This window comes from Thalassovita gelatinovora (assembly GCF_001458355.1).
In the GTDB taxonomy this organism is placed as follows: Bacteria; Pseudomonadota; Alphaproteobacteria; order Rhodobacterales; family Rhodobacteraceae; genus Thalassobius; species Thalassobius gelatinovorus.
Genome location: NZ_CYSA01000003.1, coordinates 196,149 through 215,226, shown reverse-complemented (window position 1 = coordinate 215,226; position 19,078 = coordinate 196,149). Strand labels below are relative to the sequence as shown.

Annotated in this window: 18 protein-coding genes; 11 read left to right on the top strand and 7 right to left on the bottom strand. The window is 57.2% G+C overall.

Annotated features, from left to right (window positions below; all coding sequences use genetic code 11):
• Positions 1 to 121 precede the first annotated feature (121 nt).
• From TG4357_RS01360 to TG4357_RS01350, 3 genes are read left to right on the top strand one after another with little or no spacing between them, the layout of a single operon-like run.
• Entirely contained in the window at positions 122 to 1,063 is a 942-nt protein-coding gene (locus TG4357_RS01360) for a nucleoside hydrolase (RefSeq protein WP_058261071.1), read from the top strand.
• A complete protein-coding gene (locus tag TG4357_RS01355) occupies positions 1,060 to 1,506 on the top strand; it encodes a GNAT family N-acetyltransferase (RefSeq protein WP_058261070.1) in 447 nt (148 codons plus the stop codon). The genes TG4357_RS01360 and TG4357_RS01355 overlap by 4 nt, the downstream gene beginning before the upstream one ends.
• A 37-nt stretch (positions 1,507 to 1,543) precedes the next feature.
• A complete protein-coding gene (locus tag TG4357_RS01350; protein WP_058261069.1) occupies positions 1,544 to 2,962 on the top strand; it encodes a protein adenylyltransferase SelO in 1,419 nt (472 codons plus the stop codon).
• A gap of 2 nt (positions 2,963 to 2,964) precedes the next feature.
• Here TG4357_RS01350 and TG4357_RS01345 read toward each other — a convergent pair whose 3' ends face one another.
• Complete coding sequence (locus TG4357_RS01345; protein WP_306345471.1) at positions 2,965 to 3,807, bottom strand: DMT family transporter; 843 nt, start codon at positions 3,805 to 3,807, stop codon at positions 2,965 to 2,967.
• Positions 3,808 to 3,891: 84 nt separating this feature from the next.
• Positions 3,892 to 4,527 (bottom strand): DUF2238 domain-containing protein, encoded by a 636-nt coding sequence (locus tag TG4357_RS01340; protein ID WP_058261067.1) that lies wholly within the window; start codon positions 4,525 to 4,527, stop codon positions 3,892 to 3,894.
• Positions 4,528 to 4,564: 37 nt separating this feature from the next.
• Here TG4357_RS01340 and TG4357_RS01335 point away from each other — a divergent pair, with 37 nt between their 5' ends.
• The 6 genes from TG4357_RS01335 (at position 4,565) to eno (ending at position 10,503) form a co-directional block, all read left to right on the top strand.
• Positions 4,565 to 5,263 carry an endonuclease/exonuclease/phosphatase family protein gene (locus TG4357_RS01335; RefSeq protein ID WP_058261066.1) on the top strand — a complete coding sequence of 233 codons (699 nt, stop codon included), beginning with the start codon at positions 4,565 to 4,567 and terminating at the stop codon, positions 5,261 to 5,263.
• A gap of 77 nt (positions 5,264 to 5,340) precedes the next feature.
• Positions 5,341 to 6,600, top strand: coding sequence for a cation:proton antiporter (locus tag TG4357_RS01330; protein ID WP_058261065.1), 1,260 nt, complete (start codon positions 5,341 to 5,343; stop codon positions 6,598 to 6,600).
• 108 nt (positions 6,601 to 6,708) lie between these two features.
• Positions 6,709 to 7,557: a PhzF family phenazine biosynthesis protein gene (locus TG4357_RS01325; protein ID WP_058261064.1), complete on the top strand. Its 849-nt coding sequence runs from the start codon at positions 6,709 to 6,711 to the stop codon at positions 7,555 to 7,557.
• A gap of 118 nt (positions 7,558 to 7,675) precedes the next feature.
• Positions 7,676 to 8,089 carry a Fur family transcriptional regulator gene (locus tag TG4357_RS01320; protein WP_058261063.1) on the top strand — a complete coding sequence of 138 codons (414 nt, stop codon included), beginning with the start codon at positions 7,676 to 7,678 and terminating at the stop codon, positions 8,087 to 8,089.
• A 132-nt stretch (positions 8,090 to 8,221) separates the two neighbouring features.
• A complete protein-coding gene (locus TG4357_RS01315) occupies positions 8,222 to 9,118 on the top strand; it encodes a DMT family transporter (RefSeq protein ID WP_058261062.1) in 897 nt (298 codons plus the stop codon).
• A gap of 110 nt (positions 9,119 to 9,228) precedes the next feature.
• Complete coding sequence (gene eno / locus TG4357_RS01310) at positions 9,229 to 10,503, top strand: phosphopyruvate hydratase (protein ID WP_058261061.1); 1,275 nt, start codon at positions 9,229 to 9,231, stop codon at positions 10,501 to 10,503.
• A gap of 249 nt (positions 10,504 to 10,752) precedes the next feature.
• Here eno and TG4357_RS01305 read toward each other — a convergent pair whose 3' ends face one another.
• Entirely contained in the window at positions 10,753 to 12,321 is a 1,569-nt protein-coding gene (locus TG4357_RS01305; RefSeq protein WP_058261060.1) for a calcium-binding protein, read from the bottom strand.
• A gap of 202 nt (positions 12,322 to 12,523) precedes the next feature.
• Between TG4357_RS01305 and TG4357_RS01300 the strand changes: the two genes are divergently transcribed.
• Positions 12,524 to 12,964: a cupin domain-containing protein gene (locus TG4357_RS01300; RefSeq protein ID WP_058261059.1), complete on the top strand. Its 441-nt coding sequence runs from the start codon at positions 12,524 to 12,526 to the stop codon at positions 12,962 to 12,964.
• A gap of 22 nt (positions 12,965 to 12,986) precedes the next feature.
• On the opposite strand, the gene pgi is transcribed toward TG4357_RS01300, so the two are convergent.
• From pgi to zwf, 3 genes are read right to left on the bottom strand one after another with little or no spacing between them, the layout of a single operon-like run.
• Complete coding sequence (gene pgi, locus TG4357_RS01295; RefSeq protein ID WP_058261058.1) at positions 12,987 to 14,588, bottom strand: glucose-6-phosphate isomerase; 1,602 nt, start codon at positions 14,586 to 14,588, stop codon at positions 12,987 to 12,989.
• Positions 14,588 to 15,259 (bottom strand): 6-phosphogluconolactonase, encoded by a 672-nt coding sequence (gene pgl / locus TG4357_RS01290; protein ID WP_058261057.1) that lies wholly within the window; start codon positions 15,257 to 15,259, stop codon positions 14,588 to 14,590. The genes pgi and pgl overlap by 1 nt, the downstream gene beginning before the upstream one ends.
• Positions 15,256 to 16,710, bottom strand: a complete 1,455-nt coding sequence (zwf, locus tag TG4357_RS01285; RefSeq protein WP_058261056.1) for a glucose-6-phosphate dehydrogenase — start codon at positions 16,708 to 16,710, stop codon at positions 15,256 to 15,258. Before zwf ends, pgl begins: the two co-directional genes overlap by 4 nt.
• Before the next feature lie 197 nt (positions 16,711 to 16,907).
• Here zwf and TG4357_RS01280 point away from each other — a divergent pair, with 197 nt between their 5' ends.
• A complete protein-coding gene (locus TG4357_RS01280; protein WP_058261055.1) occupies positions 16,908 to 17,861 on the top strand; it encodes a radical SAM protein in 954 nt (317 codons plus the stop codon).
• A 104-nt stretch (positions 17,862 to 17,965) separates the two neighbouring features.
• On the opposite strand, the gene TG4357_RS01275 is transcribed toward TG4357_RS01280, so the two are convergent.
• Entirely contained in the window at positions 17,966 to 19,066 is a 1,101-nt protein-coding gene (locus tag TG4357_RS01275; RefSeq protein ID WP_058261054.1) for an anhydro-N-acetylmuramic acid kinase, read from the bottom strand.
• Between the last annotated feature and the right edge of the window lie 12 nt (positions 19,067 to 19,078).

Below are 19,078 nucleotides of genomic sequence, written 5' to 3'. Positions count from 1 at the left end.
CGACGGTGCGTATTTGACCAAGAAGAAACTGGCAAGTCTGTGCCAATGGCCGACATGTGCGGGAGGTCGCTGGACTTCGTCGATTGAACCTGAAAGGGTTTCGTTATCTAAGGAGACGCGCATGGATAGACACAGGATCATCATCGATACCGATCCCGGTCAGGACGATGCGGTTGCCATATTGCTGGCGCTGTCCAGCCCCGAAGAGATCGAGGTCCTGGGGATCACGGCTGTGGCGGGCAATGTGCCTTTGTCGCTGACCGAACTGAACGCGCGCAAGATCTGTGAATTGGCCGGACGGCCGGATATAAAGGTGTTTGCCGGTTGCGACCGTCCGCTGGGGCGCAAATTGGTGACGGCCGAACATGTGCATGGCAAGACCGGGCTGGACGGGCCGGTCCTGCCCGATCCGAAAATGCAGGTTCAGGACGGTCATGCAGTCGATTTCATCATCGACATGCTGCGCGCGGAACCTGCGGGATCGGTGACGTTGTGCCTATTGGGGCCGCTGACCAATATCGCGATGGCGTTTGAAAAAGCCCCCGACATCATGCAGCGGGTCCGTGAAATCGTGCTGATGGGCGGGGCTTATTTCGAGGTGGGCAACATCACCCCCGCCGCCGAGTTCAATATCTATGTCGATCCGCAGGCGGCAAGGATTGTTTTCGGGTCGGGTGTGCAGATCACCATGATGCCGCTGGATGTGACACATAAGGCGTTGGTGACGCCGGCCCGTAATGACGCCTTGCGCGCCATTGGCACCCGGGTCGGGGTGGCGGTGGCCGAAATGACCGATTTCTTTGAACGCTATGACAAAGAAAAATATGGCTCGCTGGGGGCGCCTTTGCATGACCCTTGCGTCACGGCCTATCTGATCCGGCCAGAGCTGTTTACCGGGCGCCATATCAATGTAGAGATCGAAACCAGTTCGGAGCTGACAATGGGAATGACCGTGGCGGATTGGTGGCGGGTATCGGGGCGGGCGCCGAATGTGATGTTCATGGGGGAGATCGATGCGGATGGATTTTTTACCCTGCTTACCGAACGATTGGCACGGTTATGACCGCGCTGCATCTGGCCGGACCCGACGATCTGGAACGGTTGTTGCCGCAGGTGCAGGCGTTTCAAGAAGACCAAGGGATTGCGCGTCGCGACGAGGATCGCATCGCGGCGCTGATGCCTTTGTTGCAAGGATCGCCACATGGGGTCGTTTATCTGTTCGGTCCGCAACGAGCCCCGATCGGTCATGTGGTGATCAGCTTCGGATGGTCGTTGGAATATGGTGGTCTGACCGGGATCATTGATGAAATCTTTGTCCGCCCCAGCGTGCGCGGGCGTGGCATAGGGTCCGAAGTTCTGACCGCGCTGCCAAAGGCGCTGGCCGGTGCCGGGTTGAAGGCGCTGCATCTGGAATTGCACCGGGACGATGAGAAAACCCGCCGTTTCTTTGCAAAGTTGCGCTTTGGGGAACATTCGGACCATATGCTGATGACGTTGGAGTGTTGAACCTTGTCATTTCGTACCAACGGCTTAGGTGACGGTCATGAGCATGAAAATCCCCTTCGATAACAGCTATGCCGCGCTGCCGGCGCGTTTTTTTACCCAAGTGATGCCCGATCCGGTCACGGCGCCGGAATTGGTGGCGTTCAACGCGGATTTGGCTGCCGAATTGGGGATAGCCCCCGCAGGCAAGTCCGAGATGGCCGAAGTCTTTGCTGGCAATGCGGTGCCGGAGGGCGCGGCACCGCTGGCGCAGGTCTATGCCGGGCATCAGTTTGGCGGATTTTCACCACAGTTGGGCGATGGCCGCGCGGTTCTGTTGGGCGAAGTGGTGGATCGGGGCGGTATGCGCCGCGATATTCAACTGAAGGGATCTGGCCGCACGCCCTATTCCCGCCGTGGCGATGGCCGCGCTTGGTTGGGGCCGGTACTGCGGGAATATGTGCTGAGCGAGGCAATGCAGTGCCTTGGCATTCCAACCACGCGGGCATTGGCCGCAGTTGTCACCGGCGAAACCGTTCATCGAGAAGAGCCATTGCCGGGCGCGGTTCTGACCCGGGTGGCAGGCAGCCATATCCGGGTGGGCACGTTTCAATATTTCGCCGCCCGGCAGGATATCGAGGCGCTGCAGGCGCTTTTCATTTATGCTCGCGATCGGCATTATCCGCAGGCCGAAACGCCATTGGATTTCCTTCGGGCGGTGATCGAACGACAGGTGAAACTGGTGGTGCAATGGTTGTCGATCGGTTTCATTCACGGGGTGATGAATACCGATAATACCTCGATTTCGGGTGAAACCATCGATTACGGGCCTGCGGCCTTCATGGATGTCTATCATCCGGTGACGGTTTATTCTTCGATCGATCATGGTGGGCGCTATGCCTATGACAATCAGGCCAATGTGATCGCCTGGAACATGGCGCAGCTTGCCACCAGCCTTGTGCCTCTGATGCCCGATAGCGATGTTGCGATCAAGGCGTTTACCGAAGCGGTTCATGCAATGTCCGGCATGATCCGGACCGAATGGATTTTGGTCTTCGGGCGAAAGATCGGATTGGCTGCGGCGACGGAGGAGGATGAGGCGCTGATCGGCGATTTGCTGACAGTGATGGCCGACAATCAGGCCGATTTCACCAATACGTTCCGGGCGCTGATCACTGGTGATGCGCGCGATCAATTCACCGATCCGACGGCATTCGATGCTTGGGCGACGCAATGGCGGCAGCGTTTGCAGGTGGAGCCCGAACCCGAGGCGTTGATGCGCCGCGTGAATCCCGCCTTCATCCCGCGCAACCATCGGGTGGAACAGATGATTCAATCGGCACGGGCAGGCGATTACGTACCGTTCGAAAGGCTGATGAAAGTGTTGTCGCGCCCTTATGAAGATCAGCCGGAAGCCGAAGACTTGACCCGCCCGCCGCTGGCCACAGAAGTGGTGCAGCAGACGTTTTGCGGGACTTAATGTCAGGCGCTGCGCCGGTTGATAAGAACGATCCCCGCGGCGACAAGAACCAGCGCCAAGATGACCCGAACCCCGATCTGTTCATCCAGCAGCAGCCAGCCCAGAACGACGCTGATCACCGGTGACAGGAAACTGAAACTGGCTACACCGGAGGCCGGGTATATTTTGAGCAGTAAAAACCAGAACAGAAATCCGAAACTGGCCACCACGACGATCTGAAAGGCAAGCCCCGCCATATGCCAGATCGAGGGGTCCCGCAGCAAAGGGCCGAAGAACGGTGCGACCAGCATCAGGATCACCGCCGAAACCGCCAATTGCCACCACAGTTGCAATTCCGGCACTTGTTCCGAAATCCGGGTCAGCCGTGCAGTCAATGCGATCCCGGCCCAGCCGCAGGCCGCTGCCAGTGCAGCCAGATCGCCCAGCAGGCTGGCTTCGCCACCATCGCGCACCGAAAGGACCAGGGCAATCCCGCCCAAGGCAAGCGCGAGGCCAAGCACCCTGATGGGAGTCAATCGTTCACCGGGCAGCAGGAAATGCGCTGACAGCGACAGGATCATAGGCATCGTATAGAACAGGATTGACGCGCGTCCTACTGTGGTATGATCAAGCGCCCAGAACAGGCAGATGAATTCCGCAGCGAACAACGCGCCTAACAGAAAACCCGAGGCCCAGAATTCCCGTGACAACCGGATCGGGATACCGCGCGCAACCATCCAGAGGGTCAGAACGATCAATGCCCCGACCGATCGAATGCCAGCCATGAAGACCGGTTGAAATCCGGTATTCCCCAATTTTACGACGACTTGGTTGAAGGCAAGCACAACGGCAAAGCCTGTCAACATTATCGCGCCAAGCCCGTCTATGCTGTTTTTTCTTTCCATTGGGCCAAATGAAGCCGAACCACCGACGGCGTCAAGATGCGGAATTTATTTTCGCCGCCGCTGAAATAGTCTGGGATTGTGCCGCACGAATTCGTCGATGACGCCAGTCAGCCCGCCCTGTTCCTGGGATTTAAGGTAGAACCATCCCGCCCAGGCCCCGACGATGGCCCCTGCGCCATCGACGATCAGGTCGCCCATCGTGTCTGGCAGCCCCGATTTCTGCGTATTGAAGCCGAAAAGGGAATCCATCGTGAATTCGAAAATTTCCCACATCGTCCCCACCGCCATCGCGAAGCAAAAGGCAAACAACGCGACGGCATACGGAGGGGCCGCGTATTTGTCGCCCTGAAACATCATGAAAATAAGAACGAACCCGATCAGGCCCACCCCCACCGCACCGGTTCCGTGCATGGCAATATCCCACCACCAAACCCGATCGTAGAAGTCAAAGGCTTCACCCAGCAACAGTGTCGCGCCGGCGAAAACCGTCGCAGCGGCGATGAAACTGGGCGGGATCACCACTTTGGCCCAACGGGACAGAAACAGCGGTGCCAGCGAAAGCGCCAATGTCGCCAGCGCCACAAAAGCCGGATACCACTGGCCGACGATCAGTGAGACCGCTGAAAATATGAACAGCAGCGCCCAGAGAGTGCGGGCAACCCATGTTTGTCGGGCAAACATTCCGTGACTTCCTGTCTTAAACCTGTATCCAGTCTTTATGACCTTACCCACCTGTCGCATTGCAAGCTACAATCTTCAAAAATGCGTCGGTTTGGATCTGCGGCGCCGACCCGACCGATCGCTTAGCGTGATCGCGGGATTGGACGCTCAGGTGGTGGTGCTGCAGGAAGCAGACAAGCGGTTACCACCGCGTCCGGCCGCCCTGCCCCATGAGATGATCGAAGACGATGGCTGGACGATTCTGCCATTCGGTCAGCCTGGCGGCTCTATCGGTTGGCACGGCAATGCGATGCTGGTTCGCCCCGGGGTGAAATTGAGAAAAACCGCGCATATAGAATTGCCGGGTTTGGAACCACGCGGTGCGATCCGGGCCGAACTGGACACATCCATCGGCCCATTGCGGGTGGTCGGCGCGCATCTGGGACTGATCCGCCGCTATCGACTGATGCAGATCAGCGCGATCATCCGGCATTTGCGCGACCTGCCCGACATGCCGACAGTGTTGGCCGGGGATTTCAATGAATGGGGGTCGGTGCGGCCTCTCGATACGGTCGCGCATGGTTTGCGGTTCATCCCGACCGCCCCCAGCTTTCCCGCGCCGCGTCCGGTCGCGGCATTAGACCGTTTCGCGTTGTCCGATCACCTGCAAGCCGTTCGAACCAAGGCGCATCGGGGACAACCGGCGCGGATCGCGTCGGATCATTTGCCAATCTGGGCCGATATCGCCATGGCTTGAGGCTCGGCGCGAAACACTTTTGTAATCTCGGCGAGTGTGCTAGCCGGAAATCACGGTTTGCATCAAATGAGTTTCCCATGACGTTTCTTCAGATCACTTCGACCCTGATCGTTTTGGCCGGGATGTTCGGCGCGATCAATTACCTGTTCCTGCGGCTGCCCGCCGCCATCGGGATATTGATCGTGTCGCTTCTGGCTTCGATGTCGGTGCTGTTGATCGATCAGGTCCTGCCTGGTTTGAATATGGCATCCACGGCCCGAAAAGTTATTCTGGGTATCGATTTTTCCGATGCGTTGCTGGAAGGGATGTTGGGCCTTTTACTGTTTGCCGGGGCGCTGCATGTGAAGCTTGCCGATCTGCGCAAACAATGGTCCGTTGTTGTGTTGATGGCGACGCTTGGTGTGGGGCTGTCCACCGTTGTCGTCGGGTTCGGGTTCAGCTGGATCACCGGGATGCCGCTGATGGTGGCGCTGGTGTTCGGTGCGTTGATATCGCCAACCGATCCGGTCGCGGTGATGGGCGTTCTGCGCGAAGCCAGCCTGCGCAAATCGCTGGAAACCAAGATCGCGGGGGAATCTCTGTTCAATGACGGAGTTGGCTATGTAGTGTTTCTGGTACTGGTCGCGCTGGCCTTTCCCGCGATCAGCGGACATGGCGACGATCACGAAACCACCGCGATGTCCGCGATCACGCTTTTCGTGCAAGAAGCTTTTGGCGGTGCCATCCTTGGTATCGTTCTGGGCTGGCTGACCTTTCGGGTGATGCGGCTGATCGACGATTATTCGCTTGAGGTGCTGATTACGCTTGGTTTGGCTTTCGGGGGCTACGAACTGGCCGTGTGGATGCACGTGTCCGCCCCGATCATGGCAGTCTGTGCCGGGCTTCTGATTGGCGATATCGGCGCCAAGCACGGGATGTCCGAAGAAACCCGACGCTATGTCGAAGCATTCTGGAAACTGATCGACGAAATTTTGAACGCGGTCTTGTTTCTGCTTATCGGATTCGAAGTTTTCGCCGTCACGCTGGATATGCAATACCTGACTGCCGGGGCTGCGGCCATTGTTCTGGCGCTGTTTGCGCGGCTTATGGCGGTTGCGATACCGATTTTTGTGTTGCGCCCGTTCCGCGATTTTGGCCGCGGGGTGATCCCGATCATGACATGGGGCGGGTTGAAGGGGGGTATTTCGGTTGCGCTGGCGCTGTCGATCCCCGATGGCGAATGGAAAACCATGATCTTGACCGCGACTTATATGGTGGTGATCTTTTCGATCATCGTTCAGGGGTTGAGCGTGGCACAGGTCGCCAACAGGTTTGGCCGTGAACCTGATCTGATGTAATCGATAACACGCTGAGCGATTTTCCTGCACAGGGCAAATCTGGGGTAGTGGCATGCTGCCGATGGCCGATCTGCGCAGGGTAAAGGCAATACGAGGGAGGGACGCCGAATGACCAAATTTCTAGTTCTGGATGTCTTTTCCCAAACACCCTATGGCGGCAATCAATTGGCGGTAATTCCGGATGCCTCCAAGCTGGCCGAAGCGCAGTTTCAGAAAATCGCGCGGGAATTCAATTACTCTGAAACCACCTTTGTTTTTCCACCCCAAGATCCGTCTCATACCGCCAAGCTTCGCATCTTCACCCCGACGATGGAGGTGCCCTTTGCCGGCCATCCCACCATCGGCACAGCCATCGCTTTGGCCAGTTTGGGCCACGGTCCCGAGATGGTGTTGGAACTGGGTGTGGGGCCGCTGAGTTGCCACGCCGAAAACGGTGCGGCGCGTTTCACGACACCGGTAGATCTGGACTTGTTGGGATACCCCGCCCCTGCTTTGATCGCGCGGGCGCTTGGATTGGATGAGGACCGGATTGACACCACCACCCATGCCCCGGTGATGGTAAGCCTTGGCCTGCCCTTTACCCTGACGGAACTGACCGACCGTGCGGCACTGGCTGCCATTGTCACCGACCTAACTGCCATTCGCGACGGGGCGGAACGGTATCCTGCAACGCTTGATTTCGCGCAATTCGCTTATGTCCGCGATAAAAACACCATCCATGCCCGCATGTTCGCGCCCCTCGATAACATCCCCGAAGATCCCGCCACCGGCAGTGCCGCAGCCGCCCTTGGGGCCTATCTGGCACAACTGGAAGGGCGCGATCTGACCCTGCACCTGAATCAAGGCGACGATATGGGGCGGCCCAGCGTGATCAGCATTCAGACCCAAAACGGTACGGTTACGGTGTCGGGATATGCGGTCAAGGTGATGGAAGGTCGGCTTAATGCGGAACCCTGACCCCGAACGGGCCGATTGCCGCGGGGCGAAAAGGCTGATACCTGACCGGCCCACCCCAAAGCGGGTGGATCAATAATGGTTCTAGCGTTAAACAAGTTGCGGAACATCGGGGAAGGCCATGAAAGACACGATCATTTCGCGCTGTGAAGCGATGGGACTGCGGATGACCGGTCAGCGCCGGACCATCGCCGCTGTTTTGCAGGACTCACATGATCACCCTGATGTAGACGAACTTTATGGCCGCGCCAGCGCCCGCGATCCGCGCATTTCCATCGCTACTGTTTATCGCACGGTGAAACTGTTCGAAGAAGCCGGGATACTCGACAAGCTGGAATTCGGCGATGGCCGCGCCCGCTATGAAGATGCTGAACGCGAACATCACGATCACCTGATTGATATGCATTCTGGCGAAGTGATCGAATTCGTCGATCCCGAGATTGAACAGCTTCAGGAAAAGATAGCCCAGAAGCTGGGCTATCGTTTGAAGGGGCATCGGCTTGAACTCTATGGCGTACCGATCAAGAAAGACTGATGCCTGTCCCTATATCACCATTGGTGATCCTTGCGCCATTGGGTTTTGATTCCACGGTCGGCACGTCACTCTTGCATCCGGTGGCGATTTGGGATTCTGCTGTGCGGCCTCATTCATTCTGGACCGCGCTGCATGCTCAATGTCAAAGCCAACCTGCTTTTCACCCTCTCAATGGCGCTGTTCGCGGTGCAGGATCTGTTTGTCAAACAGGTGACAGCAACGATTCCGACCAGTGAATTGATCTTCTTCCTTGGCATCGGTGGCACGACGATGTTCGGTCTGGTCGCGATCAGATCGGGCGAAACCTTGTTTCCGCCACTGCGCGGGCACGGTATTCTTTATCTGCGGTCGGTCAGCGAAGGGTTCTGCGCGGTTTTCGTGATCGTATCACTGTCTGCAGTGCCGCTGGCGACCTTTGCAACCATGTTCCAGGCGGTGCCGCTGGTCGTGACCATGGGGGCTGCGCTGTTCCTGCGCGAACAGGTCGGGTGGCGGCGTTGGTTGGCGATCTTGATCGGGTTTGGCGGTGTGTTGTTGATCATCCGCCCCGGATCGGCCGAATTCGAGGTCGCCACTTTGCTGGTCGTGGGGGCCGTGGTGTCGATTTCGCTGCGCGATGTCATTTCACGCCGGTTGCCCGCAACCGTATCGACCAGCGTGGTGTCGTTTCAAGGTTTCTCGGCATTGCTTCTGGCCGGGCCAATCCTGGGGCTGCTGCAGCAGCATCAGCCGGTCCTGCCATCGGTCTATGGCGGCATCGGCATTGGCGCGGCCATCGGGTTGGGCATTGCGGGCTATGCCGCGATGGTGGTGGCGATGCGGATCGGCGAAGTATCTTCGCTGGCTCCATTCCGCTATTCCCGGATGGTCTTTTCCATGGCGCTTGGAATTGTTTTCCTGCACGAACGTCCCGATCTTCTGACCTATGCCGGGGCGGCTCTGATCATCGCGACCGGGCTTTATACCTTTTTGCGCGAACGCCGGTTGGCCCGCAAAACCACGCAGTCGCAAATGTCGGGCATCGCATAAGGCGTTATTTCTGTCCCCGTTATCGCAAACGTGCTCCCTGCCCCTTTTAACCCTGCCCAAGGGGTTCTAAAAGCGCGTTCAAACGGTCTTTTCACAAGGGAAACAACCCAATGAGCACCATTATCGACATTCACGCCCGCGAAATCCTCGATAGCCGCGGCAATCCAACGGTTGAGGTCGACGTGATCTTGGAAGACGGCACCATGGGCCGCGCCGCAGTTCCTTCGGGCGCATCGACCGGTGCGCATGAAGCTGTTGAGAAACGCGACGGTGACAACGCGCGCTATTTGGGCAAGGGCGTGCTGGAAGCTGTCGCCGCCGTGAATGGTGAAATTGCCGAAGAACTGGTCGGCATGGACGTGACCGAACAGGTGGCCATCGACCAAGCGATGATCGAACTGGACGGCACCCCCAACAAGGGCCGGTTGGGCGCCAACGCCATTCTGGGCGTATCGCTAGCCTGCGCCAAAGCGGCTGCCGATTTCACCGCACAGCCTTTGTACCGCTATGTCGGTGGCACCTCGGCGCGGGTTCTGCCGGTGCCGATGATGAACATCATCAATGGCGGTGAACACGCCGACAACCCGATCGACATTCAGGAATTCATGATCATGCCGGTATCGGCGGCGAACGTGAAAGAAGCGATCCGCATGGGCGCAGAAGTGTTCCACACGCTGAAAAAGGAACTGTCGGCGGCCGGGTACAATACCGGTATCGGTGATGAGGGCGGTTTTGCCCCTGCTTTGGAATCGACCCGGGTGGCTTTGGACTTTGTCCTCAAAGCCATTGAAAAGGCCGGATATAAGGCGGGCGAAGACATCTATCTTGCACTCGATTGTGCCTCGACCGAATATTACGAGGGCGGCAAATACGAAATGAAGGGTGAAGGCAAATCGCTGACATCTGCCGAAAACGCCGAATACCTGGCAGAGCTTTGCAACGATTACCCGATCATTTCGATCGAAGACGGCATGGCCGAAGACGACTGGGAAGGCTGGAAGCTGCTGACCGAGAAATTGGGCAATAAGGTGCAGTTGGTCGGTGATGATCTGTTCGTGACCAACCCGACGCGGTTGGCTGACGGCATCAAACAGGGCGTGGCCAATTCCATGCTGGTCAAGGTGAATCAGATCGGGTCTCTGACGGAAACCCTGCAAGCGGTCGATATGGCCCACCGCGCGGGATACACCAACGTGATGAGCCACCGTTCGGGCGAAACCGAAGACGCCACCATCGCCGATCTGGCCGTGGCAACCAATTGCGGTCAGATCAAGACCGGGTCGTTGTCGCGCTCGGACCGTCTGGCCAAATACAATCAGCTGATCCGGATCGAGGAGCTGCTGGGCGAAACCGCTGAATATGCCGGTCGGTCGATCCTGAAATAAACGGATCTGTTTGCATGAATAAGAAGGGCGGCCCTTGGGGCCGCCTTTTTCTTGTGTCGGAAAATCGTGTTGATCGTTTTGAAACCGTCGAGGACCTTTCCCGCGCGCCGTCAATGCGCGGATCTGCACCACCGCTTTTTCAGGCCGTGGAATGAACAAGCGTTTTGCTATCGTAAACCGCCCCGACCGATAGGGGCGCAGCATCGCGGCATCTATTGCCACCCCGCCCCCCAAGAGGGCGGGCTATGATCACCAGCGATTATAGGGCAGGAATACCTGACCTGAAATCGCACTGGCAGGAACCCCATTGACCCCTTGCAACACGGCCAAGGTCTGACCTTCAAACACCACATGCGTGTCGCTGCCGACATCAACCAGATCAGGATGGATACCCGCCTCCCAGTCCTCATCATCTTCCCAATGGCTGGGCGTGGTTTGGATGTCGTCAAAATGGATGGTGATTTCCAACTGATCTTCGGCCGGGTCGAAGTCGGTCACAATTGTTGCGCTATCGCTGTCATTGGGGCGCCAATAAGTCGAGAACTGATCCGCGCCCTCGCTGCCGCTCATGACATCATAAGCATCGCCGATGATCGTGTCGTCCCCGGCGCCGCCAGCCATCGTATCGGCCGCACCATCGGCGTAGTCGGTGACATCTATGGAATATTCATGGAGGTCTCGGACGCCGCCAATTAGGTCATCACCAGCGCCACCCTCAATCACGTCCGCGCCGGCGCTGCCATAAAGAACATCATCGCCACCATGACCAGAAACGCTGTCACTGCTGCCATCGCCAATTGAGTTGTCTGCGCCAAAATAAGTATCCTCCCCGGCGCTGCCCTCAAATTGGTCATTGCCTGCACCACCAATGGCAAAATGATCATTGCCGCCAACAGTGTCCGCTCTCAGATCGACTAGATCATCTCCGGTTCCGGCATCGATATAGGCCACGGCGTCTCCGGTTGCAGAAATGCTGTCGTCGCCCTCACCGGTAAATACGACCGCAGTATGATTTCCCAGCAAGACACTGTCGTTGCCTTCCCCAGTGCCGATCTGAGTATAGTCATAGATATATTGCCCCCCGCTTTCGCCATCGGGGTCCCAGAATCCGTATTCATTGTCAGTATATTCACGAATCTCATTATTTTCAGCATCCAGTGGTGCTGCGTCAGCACTTAGATCCACCAGATCATTCCCGGTGCCCAGCTCGGCACGCAGGGTGGTCGTACCCGTCACACTAAGAACGTCGTCCCCACCGCCGCCATTCACCACTGCCAGATCAAGTGTCGGATCTTCCACGGTAAATACTTCTGCGCTTTCAGCACCAAAATCGACCGAAACGCTTTCAAAGCTTTGCTGAATTTCATCCGGCTGCAAAACCCCATCATCGTCGAAGCCAGATCGTACAATATGGATTTCCAGCAACCCGTCTGGCAAGTCCGTCATGCCTTGCAGCGCCACCGTGTCAGAGCCGCTTTGAACCAGAATGTCCCCTGCATCGTTCCGCTCGATGTGAAGGTTTGATTGTTCTTCAATTGTGAAATCTTCGTCAAACAGAATCGCAATACGATCTGCGTCGGTCTCCACCTCGCTCAGATCATAGGTGGACAGGTGCAAATCGCTCTCCTGCGCTTGCACAGCAGCGTCATTCAGCAGCAATATTGGATGAAGAGACTCTCCTGGGGCATATTCTATGGCCGTGACGTCGATATCTCTTTCATCGTCCCCACCCGTATCCTGCGCTGAACCTTCATCCTCCAAGATACCCGACAAAGCCGCAATACCACCCAGGCTCAAAAGAAAAAACAACAATTCCATAGGCCAACCTCAAAGTGATTTAATGAAGTAGTACCGCCCCCTAAAGTAGCAGGGCAAGCCTTAAGGTGGAAACAGCAATACCGATTGTTAACGGTCACTCAACGATCACACCGATCTTGACTCATCCCGGCCGCAATGATTGCGCGCTGTGCCACCTTGTTCTACTGCTGTCTTACCCCTTGGTCTCAGGTAAAAGCCGGTCATGAACGCGCAAGACATCATCGAGCAGTTGCAATTGCAGCCCCATCCCGAAGGCGGGCATTACTGCCAGACTTGGATCGAAGCGCGCGACGACGGCGAACGCCCTGCAGGCACTTGCATCTATTTCCTACTGCAAGCTGGAGAGCGCAGCCATTGGCACCGGGTCGATGCCGTCGAGATTTGGCACTACTATACAGGTGCGCCGCTGATCCTGTCGGTGGCGGAAACCGAGATCGGTCCGGCCCGTGATCATGTTCTGGGACCTGATTTGAGAGCGGGCCAATCGCCACAGCTAATCGTTCCCGAACACCATTGGCAGGCCGCCGAAACGACTGGCGAATACACTTTGGTCGGATGCACCGTTTCACCGGGATTTCGGTTCGACGGTTTCGAATTGGCCGAAGAAAGCTTCGACATAGCGACCGCCAATCCCGAAGGCTGAATGCGCCCGCACTGTTCAACGGTCAGGCGGATTGAATCACATCGATCAATGCCCGGGTCGAGCCATCCTTGCCCTCGGCAGAGGCTTTCCCGTCCAGAACGGGTTGCAGCGCAATCGCCAATTCCTTGCCCAATTCTACCCCCCACTGGTCGAATGAATTAAGGCCCAGAATGACACCCTCGACAAACACCCGGTGTTCGTAAAGCGCGATGATCTGGCCCAGCCGGTAAGGTGTCAAAAGATCATAGACCAGCGTGGTCGACGGCCTATTCCCGGGGAATACCCTATGCCGGGCCTGCCGTTCCAGTTCACCGTCCTTAAACCCCTTGGCTGCCATCAGTTCGCGCGCCTTCTCGAGCGACCGACCTTTCAACAACGCTTCAGATTGGGCTAGGCAATTGGCGACCAGCAATCGGTGGTGATGGTCCAGTTCGGGTTCATGCCCCTTGGCTCCGATCATGAATTCACACGGCACGATTGCCGTACCCTGATGAATCAGCTGATAAAACGCATGCTGCCCATTGGTGCCCGGTTCACCCCAGACGACCGGTCCCGAAGCGGTCTGCAAATCGCTGCCATCCATCGCCACGCGCTTGCCGTTGCTTTCCATTTCAAGCTGCTGAAGATAGGCAGGCAGCCGTTCCAGCCGTTGTTCATAGGGCAGTACCGCGCGGGTCGCATAGCCCATGCCCTGATGGTGCCAGATACCGACCAGTGCCAATAGCACCGGCAGATTATCCGCCAAAGGTGCCTGCCGGAAATGCGCATCCATCGCTGCGCCGCCGTGCAGAAATTCCATGAAACGGTCCGGTCCGATGGCGATCATCAGGCTTAGCCCGATCGGGCCCCACATCGAATAGCGTCCCCCGACCCAGTCTTCGAATCCAAAGACACGTTCGGGGGCAATGCCGAATTCTGCGGTCTTGTCGTCTGCTGTCGACAGGGCCGCGAATTGGTCTCCCGGGGTGGACACGGCCTTGGCCATCCAATCCCGCGCCGTCGTCGCATTGGTCATTGTTTCGATGGTGTTAAAGGTCTTCGAAGCCACGATCACCAGAGTTGTTTCCGGGTTCAGATCGGCCAAAGTATCAGCAATATGCGCGCCATCGACATTTGATACGAAATGGATTTTTGGCCCGTCATGATATGACGACAGCGCCTTGACGCCCATGACCGGGCCCAGATCAGACCCCCCGATACCGATATTGACCACATCAGTGATGCGACCACCCTGCCCGGTAAATGTACCCGAACGGACATCTTTGGTAAAATCCGCCATGCGGTTACGGGTGGCCACGACACCGGGCATGACATCTTCACCATCCACCCTGATTTCGACGCTGTCGGGCGCGCGTAGCGCGGAATGCAACACGGCGCGCCCTTCGGTTTCGTTGATCAGTGCGCCGGAAAACATCGCGTCGCGCTTGGCCGCCACATCGGTGTTTTGGGCTAAGCTTAGCAGCGCGGACATTGTCTTGTCATCGATATTGGTCTTGGAAAAATCAAAATACAGCCCGTCAAAGCGGCGCGAAAATTGCGTCGCCCTGCCAGGTGTTTCGAACAGGGACAGTATCGGTCTGTCCTTCGCATCAGCGGCCAATTCCGCCAAATCTTTGAAATTCATTATTTTGCCCAATGAATGGTGGCGGTATCCAGAACCGCTTTCACCGGGGCTTCTTCCGGGGAAAGATGTTCGGCCCGCATCACTGCTTCTTTCTTGTCTTCGCCAGTGATGACAATATGCAGGTTGAGCGCGTTTCTCAACACCCGCGCACTGAGTGTAATGCGCTGTTCGTCCAATCCTTCTGCCCGCATCGGGACCAGCAACGGCGCGTGCGGATCCAGCGCCAGACGCAGATTGTCGCCACGCGGAAACAGCGACGCGGTGTGCATGTCCCCCCCCATACCCAGCAAAGCAACCGAAATGGGCAAACAGGAACTGAGTTCGGCCTCTAGGACAGGGATCGCGTCTTCGGGATGCTGCATGGGCGCATATAGCGGGATCAACCGCGCCGCTGCGGCCTGCCCGGTCAGCAGTCGCTTTTTGATCAGTCTGGTATTTGATCGCGGATGGTTCTGCGGCAGCCAACGTTCGTCGCTGAGGACCACATCGATTCTGTCCCAGTCGAGGTCCACATCACATAAATTGTCGAAAATGGCTCCCGGTGTGGTGCCGCCGGGCACCACCAGTGTGGCCCGGTCCTGATGCTGCAACACCGCAGTCAATTCACCTGCCAACCGGTTGGCCAGATCGATCGCCATCATATCGCGGTCGGCATATTCGATCAGATTCATGACCTGACCTCGCGCCAGCGGCGGCCATCATGATGCATCAGCATCAAGGATTCTTCCGGGCCGGAACTGCCTGATTCATAGGGGACGGGCTTGGAACCACGCGTTTCCCAATCCGCAATGATCGGATCGGTCCAAGCCCAGGCAGCTTCGACTTCGTCGCCGCGCATGAACAAGGTCTGGTTGCCGCGGATCACGTCCATGATCAGTCGTTCATAGGCATCCGATACATTTTCGGCTTCCGGCCCAAGCGCTTCGGTAAAGGTCATGTCCAGTGGCACATCGACCAACCGCATACCACCCGGCCCCGGTTCCTTGATGGTCACATCCAGATCGATACCTTCGTTTGGCTGAAGCCGGATGTTAAGGATATTGCGATGGCGCCCGGCTTCGTCATCAAAGATCGAATGCGGCGTTTCCTTGAAAACCACCGCGATTTCGCTGGACCGCGCCCGCATCCGTTTGCCCGTGCGCAGATAGAAAGGTGTGGCGGCCCAACGCCAATTGCTAAGATGGAGTTTCATCGCAATGAAGCTTTCGGTGGTGGAATGCGGATCACCGACATCTTCCAGATATCCGGCACGGTCATCCTTGGCCAGATATTGACCACGCACGATATCTTCCGGTTCGACCGGATCCAGCGCACGGATCACCTTGAGCTTTTCATCCCGCACCGAATCGGGTTCGAATTTCGACGGAGGCTCCATCGCGATCAGGCACAGCAATTGCATCAGGTGGTTCTGCACCATATCGCGCATCGCGCCCGATCTGTCGTAATATTCACCCCGTCCCTGAACGCCTACGGTTTCGGCAACGGTGATCTGGATGTGATCGACATATTGGCTGTTCCACAAGGGTTCAAACAGCATGTTGCCGAACCGGATCGCCATCAGGTTTTGTACCGTTTCCTTACCCAGATAGTGATCGATCCGGTAAATCTGATCTTCGCTGAAATGATCCGCCAGCGACCGGTTCAGCGCCCGAGCGGTTTCCAGATCGCGGCCAAAGGGTTTTTCAACCACGATCCGGGTGTCCTGATCGGCCATGCCGTGACTGTGCAACCGTTCGGCCAAAGGACCGAACAGGCTGGGGCCGACCGAAAAATAGAACGCGCGCACCCGTCCGGGATGCATTTTGGTGGCCAGTTCTGACCAACCTTCGTCACCAAGCGCATCGATCTTGACGTAGGACAGTGACGATAGAAAGTCCTGCAAATCGTCTTCTTCATGGTGAAAATGGTCGTTGAATTCGGCGATCGCTTCGGCCACGAAGTGGCGATACTGATCATCATCCATATCAGATCGTGCAGCCCCGATCACCCTTGCCTCTTGGGGGGTTTGACCTGCGCAAAAACGACGGAACAGGGCCGGCAATATTTTCCGCCGCGCCAGATCGCCGGTGCCGCCAAAGACAACCAGATCGAAAGGGTCTACAGGAATGACTCGCGATGCCATAGGTTCAACCTCAATTTTGCCCGAAAGCTGGGATATTCAGGCTGCTGTTAGCGCTATCATGCCCGTACTAACCGAATGTTCCACCGCAGTCTAGCATCCAATATGTCATTCACAATGGTGTCAGCTGCAAAACTCGAGGTATCAACGGCTGACCGGTGGCGTTAGTTTACCGGCTAGGTACAAGACGTAAGGTTCAAATGAAAGATTCCAGCAAGATCACCGCCAATATCGGTAAATTCTCCGACCCCGCCGTGACAGCAGATGGACAGGTGCGCGCGACTGTCGCGCTCAGCCGGCCGGAAACCCTTTGGTTCAATACCGGAACGCTGTGCAACATCGCCTGCGTGAATTGCTATATTGAAAGTTCTCCCAGCAATGATTCGCTTGTCTATATCAGCACGGCTGAGGTGGAAGATTACCTTGATCAGTTGGAAGATCGCGGTTGGAATGTGCGGGAAATCGGTTTTACTGGCGGGGAACCGTTTCTGAACCCTGATATGATCGAGATGCTGCGCGCGGCATTGCAACGCGGCTATGACGTTTTGGTTCTGACCAATGCGATGTTGCCGATGATGCGACCAGCCATGCGGCGTGGATTACAGGAATTGAATGTAGCCTTTCCTGGTCGGATGACTTTGCGGGTGTCTCTGGATCATTGGGATCGAGATCGCCACGACCAAGAACGTGGTGCAGGAAGTTTCGACAAGTCTCTGAAAGGGATGGATTTCTTGCGCGATGCAGGCATTCCGATGGCGGTGGCCGGTCGGGCCTTATGGCATGAAAGCGATGCAGCCGCACGGGACGGCTACCGGCGGCTGTTTGCCGAACGGTCCTATCCGATTGATGCCACGCATCCCGGGCAATGTGTCTTATTTCCGGAAATGGATGCGAGCGCCGAGGTTCCCGAAATCACAACCGCATGCTGGGGTATTTTGGATACATCACCAGAGGCGGTGATGTGTTCGTCTTCGCGCATGGTGGTGAAGCGCAAAGGCGCCGAAAAGCCCGCGGTTCTGGCCTGTACCTTGCTGGCGTATGATCCTCAGTTCGAACTGGGGACAACATTAGCCGAAGCCGAGCGCGACGTCGCGCTGAACCATCCGCATTGCGCCAAATTCTGCGTGTTGGGCGGGGCGAGCTGTTCGGCCTGATTTCCCCTGCGGGGAGCGGGTGAAGGGGGCGCTGCCCCCTCTTCGATAAAAATCCTGCGGATTTTACCGAATTCACCCCCGGGATTTTTTTAAACAGAAGAAGATCAGGGACCGCTGAGCGTACCACCGCCGACAAGCGCACGCACCCCGGTAGTGCCGGGACCGGAGGTGGGCAGACCACGGGCCACCCGTACGGCGAGATAGGCAAAGGCTTGCGCTTCCAGCATGTCACCATCAAGACCGACGGATTCGACCGGTTCCACAACGCAATCGAGCCCGGCGCGCAGCATGCCCATCATCACAGGATTGTGGCGGCCACCGCCGGTGACCAGGATTTTGGCAGGGGGGGCGGGACAATGTACCATGGCCTGCATCACCGCTGCCGCAGCCATGCCGGTCATCGTGGCGGCTGCATCGGCATCGTCCAGTTCCCGCACCAGATCAAGCATGTCGGAAAACGCATCGCGATCCAGTGATTTGGGTGGGATTTTCAGGAAATAGGCATCGTCCAGGAACAGTTCTAATGCGCCTGCGACCACTTCGCCTTTTGCTGCCAGTGCACCGTCTTGATCATAGGCCAGCGCGCGGCGCGCCATCATCAGATCGTTCAGCGGCGCATTAGCCGGACCGGTGTCGAAGGCCAACAAGGCACCTTCGTCCTCTGCCTTTGCCTTGCGCGGATCCACCCAGGTCAGATTGCCGACTCCGCCCAGATTGAGAAAACAAAGCGGTTCTGTCGCCCCGATCCATTTTGCACAGGCGAAATGGAAGAACGGTGCCAAGGGCGCCCCTTCTCCACCCAGCCGCACATCTGCGCTGCGGAAATCCCAGGCCACCGGCAGGTTGAGTGCCTCGGCCAGTCGTGCACCGTCTCCGGCCTGATGGGTGCCCCTGCCCTTCGGGTCATGCGCCAGGGTCTGACCGTGAAAGCCGATGATCTGTGCCCCGGTGAAAGGTCGCAGCAGATCAATATGGGCGTCTTCGACCAGACAGGCGACCGCCGCAACGTCATCTTCTGGCCATTTCCCCAAGCCTGTCCGCAGTAATGCCTGTTCGGCGTTGGAATATGCGCGATAGGCGGTTTGGCCGAATTCCACGATCTGGTGCCCATCGGTCAGCACCATCGCCGCATCGACACCATCCAGCGACGTGCCAGACATCGTGCCCAAGGCCCATAGCGGTTGATCGTCTTTGATACCCATCATCCTCATCACTTG

Coding starts and splice junctions, on each gene's coding strand:
- TG4357_RS01360 (WP_058261071.1), top strand. CDS start 122: ATGGATAGACACAGGATCATCATCGATACCGATCCCGGTCAGGACGAT.
- TG4357_RS01355 (WP_058261070.1), top strand. CDS start 1,060: ATGACCGCGCTGCATCTGGCCGGACCCGACGATCTGGAACGGTTGTTG.
- TG4357_RS01350 (WP_058261069.1), top strand. CDS start 1,544: ATGAGCATGAAAATCCCCTTCGATAACAGCTATGCCGCGCTGCCGGCG.
- TG4357_RS01345 (WP_306345471.1), bottom strand. CDS start 3,807: ATGTTGACAGGCTTTGCCGTTGTGCTTGCCTTCAACCAAGTCGTCGTA.
- TG4357_RS01340 (WP_058261067.1), bottom strand. CDS start 4,527: ATGTTTGCCCGACAAACATGGGTTGCCCGCACTCTCTGGGCGCTGCTG.
- TG4357_RS01335 (WP_058261066.1), top strand. CDS start 4,565: ATGACCTTACCCACCTGTCGCATTGCAAGCTACAATCTTCAAAAATGC.
- TG4357_RS01330 (WP_058261065.1), top strand. CDS start 5,341: ATGACGTTTCTTCAGATCACTTCGACCCTGATCGTTTTGGCCGGGATG.
- TG4357_RS01325 (WP_058261064.1), top strand. CDS start 6,709: ATGACCAAATTTCTAGTTCTGGATGTCTTTTCCCAAACACCCTATGGC.
- TG4357_RS01320 (WP_058261063.1), top strand. CDS start 7,676: ATGAAAGACACGATCATTTCGCGCTGTGAAGCGATGGGACTGCGGATG.
- TG4357_RS01315 (WP_058261062.1), top strand. CDS start 8,222: ATGCTCAATGTCAAAGCCAACCTGCTTTTCACCCTCTCAATGGCGCTG.
- eno (WP_058261061.1), top strand. CDS start 9,229: ATGAGCACCATTATCGACATTCACGCCCGCGAAATCCTCGATAGCCGC.
- TG4357_RS01305 (WP_058261060.1), bottom strand. CDS start 12,321: ATGGAATTGTTGTTTTTTCTTTTGAGCCTGGGTGGTATTGCGGCTTTG.
- TG4357_RS01300 (WP_058261059.1), top strand. CDS start 12,524: ATGAACGCGCAAGACATCATCGAGCAGTTGCAATTGCAGCCCCATCCC.
- pgi (WP_058261058.1), bottom strand. CDS start 14,588: ATGAATTTCAAAGATTTGGCGGAATTGGCCGCTGATGCGAAGGACAGA.
- pgl (WP_058261057.1), bottom strand. CDS start 15,259: ATGAATCTGATCGAATATGCCGACCGCGATATGATGGCGATCGATCTG.
- zwf (WP_058261056.1), bottom strand. CDS start 16,710: ATGGCATCGCGAGTCATTCCTGTAGACCCTTTCGATCTGGTTGTCTTT.
- TG4357_RS01280 (WP_058261055.1), top strand. CDS start 16,908: ATGAAAGATTCCAGCAAGATCACCGCCAATATCGGTAAATTCTCCGAC.
- TG4357_RS01275 (WP_058261054.1), bottom strand. CDS start 19,066: ATGATGGGTATCAAAGACGATCAACCGCTATGGGCCTTGGGCACGATG.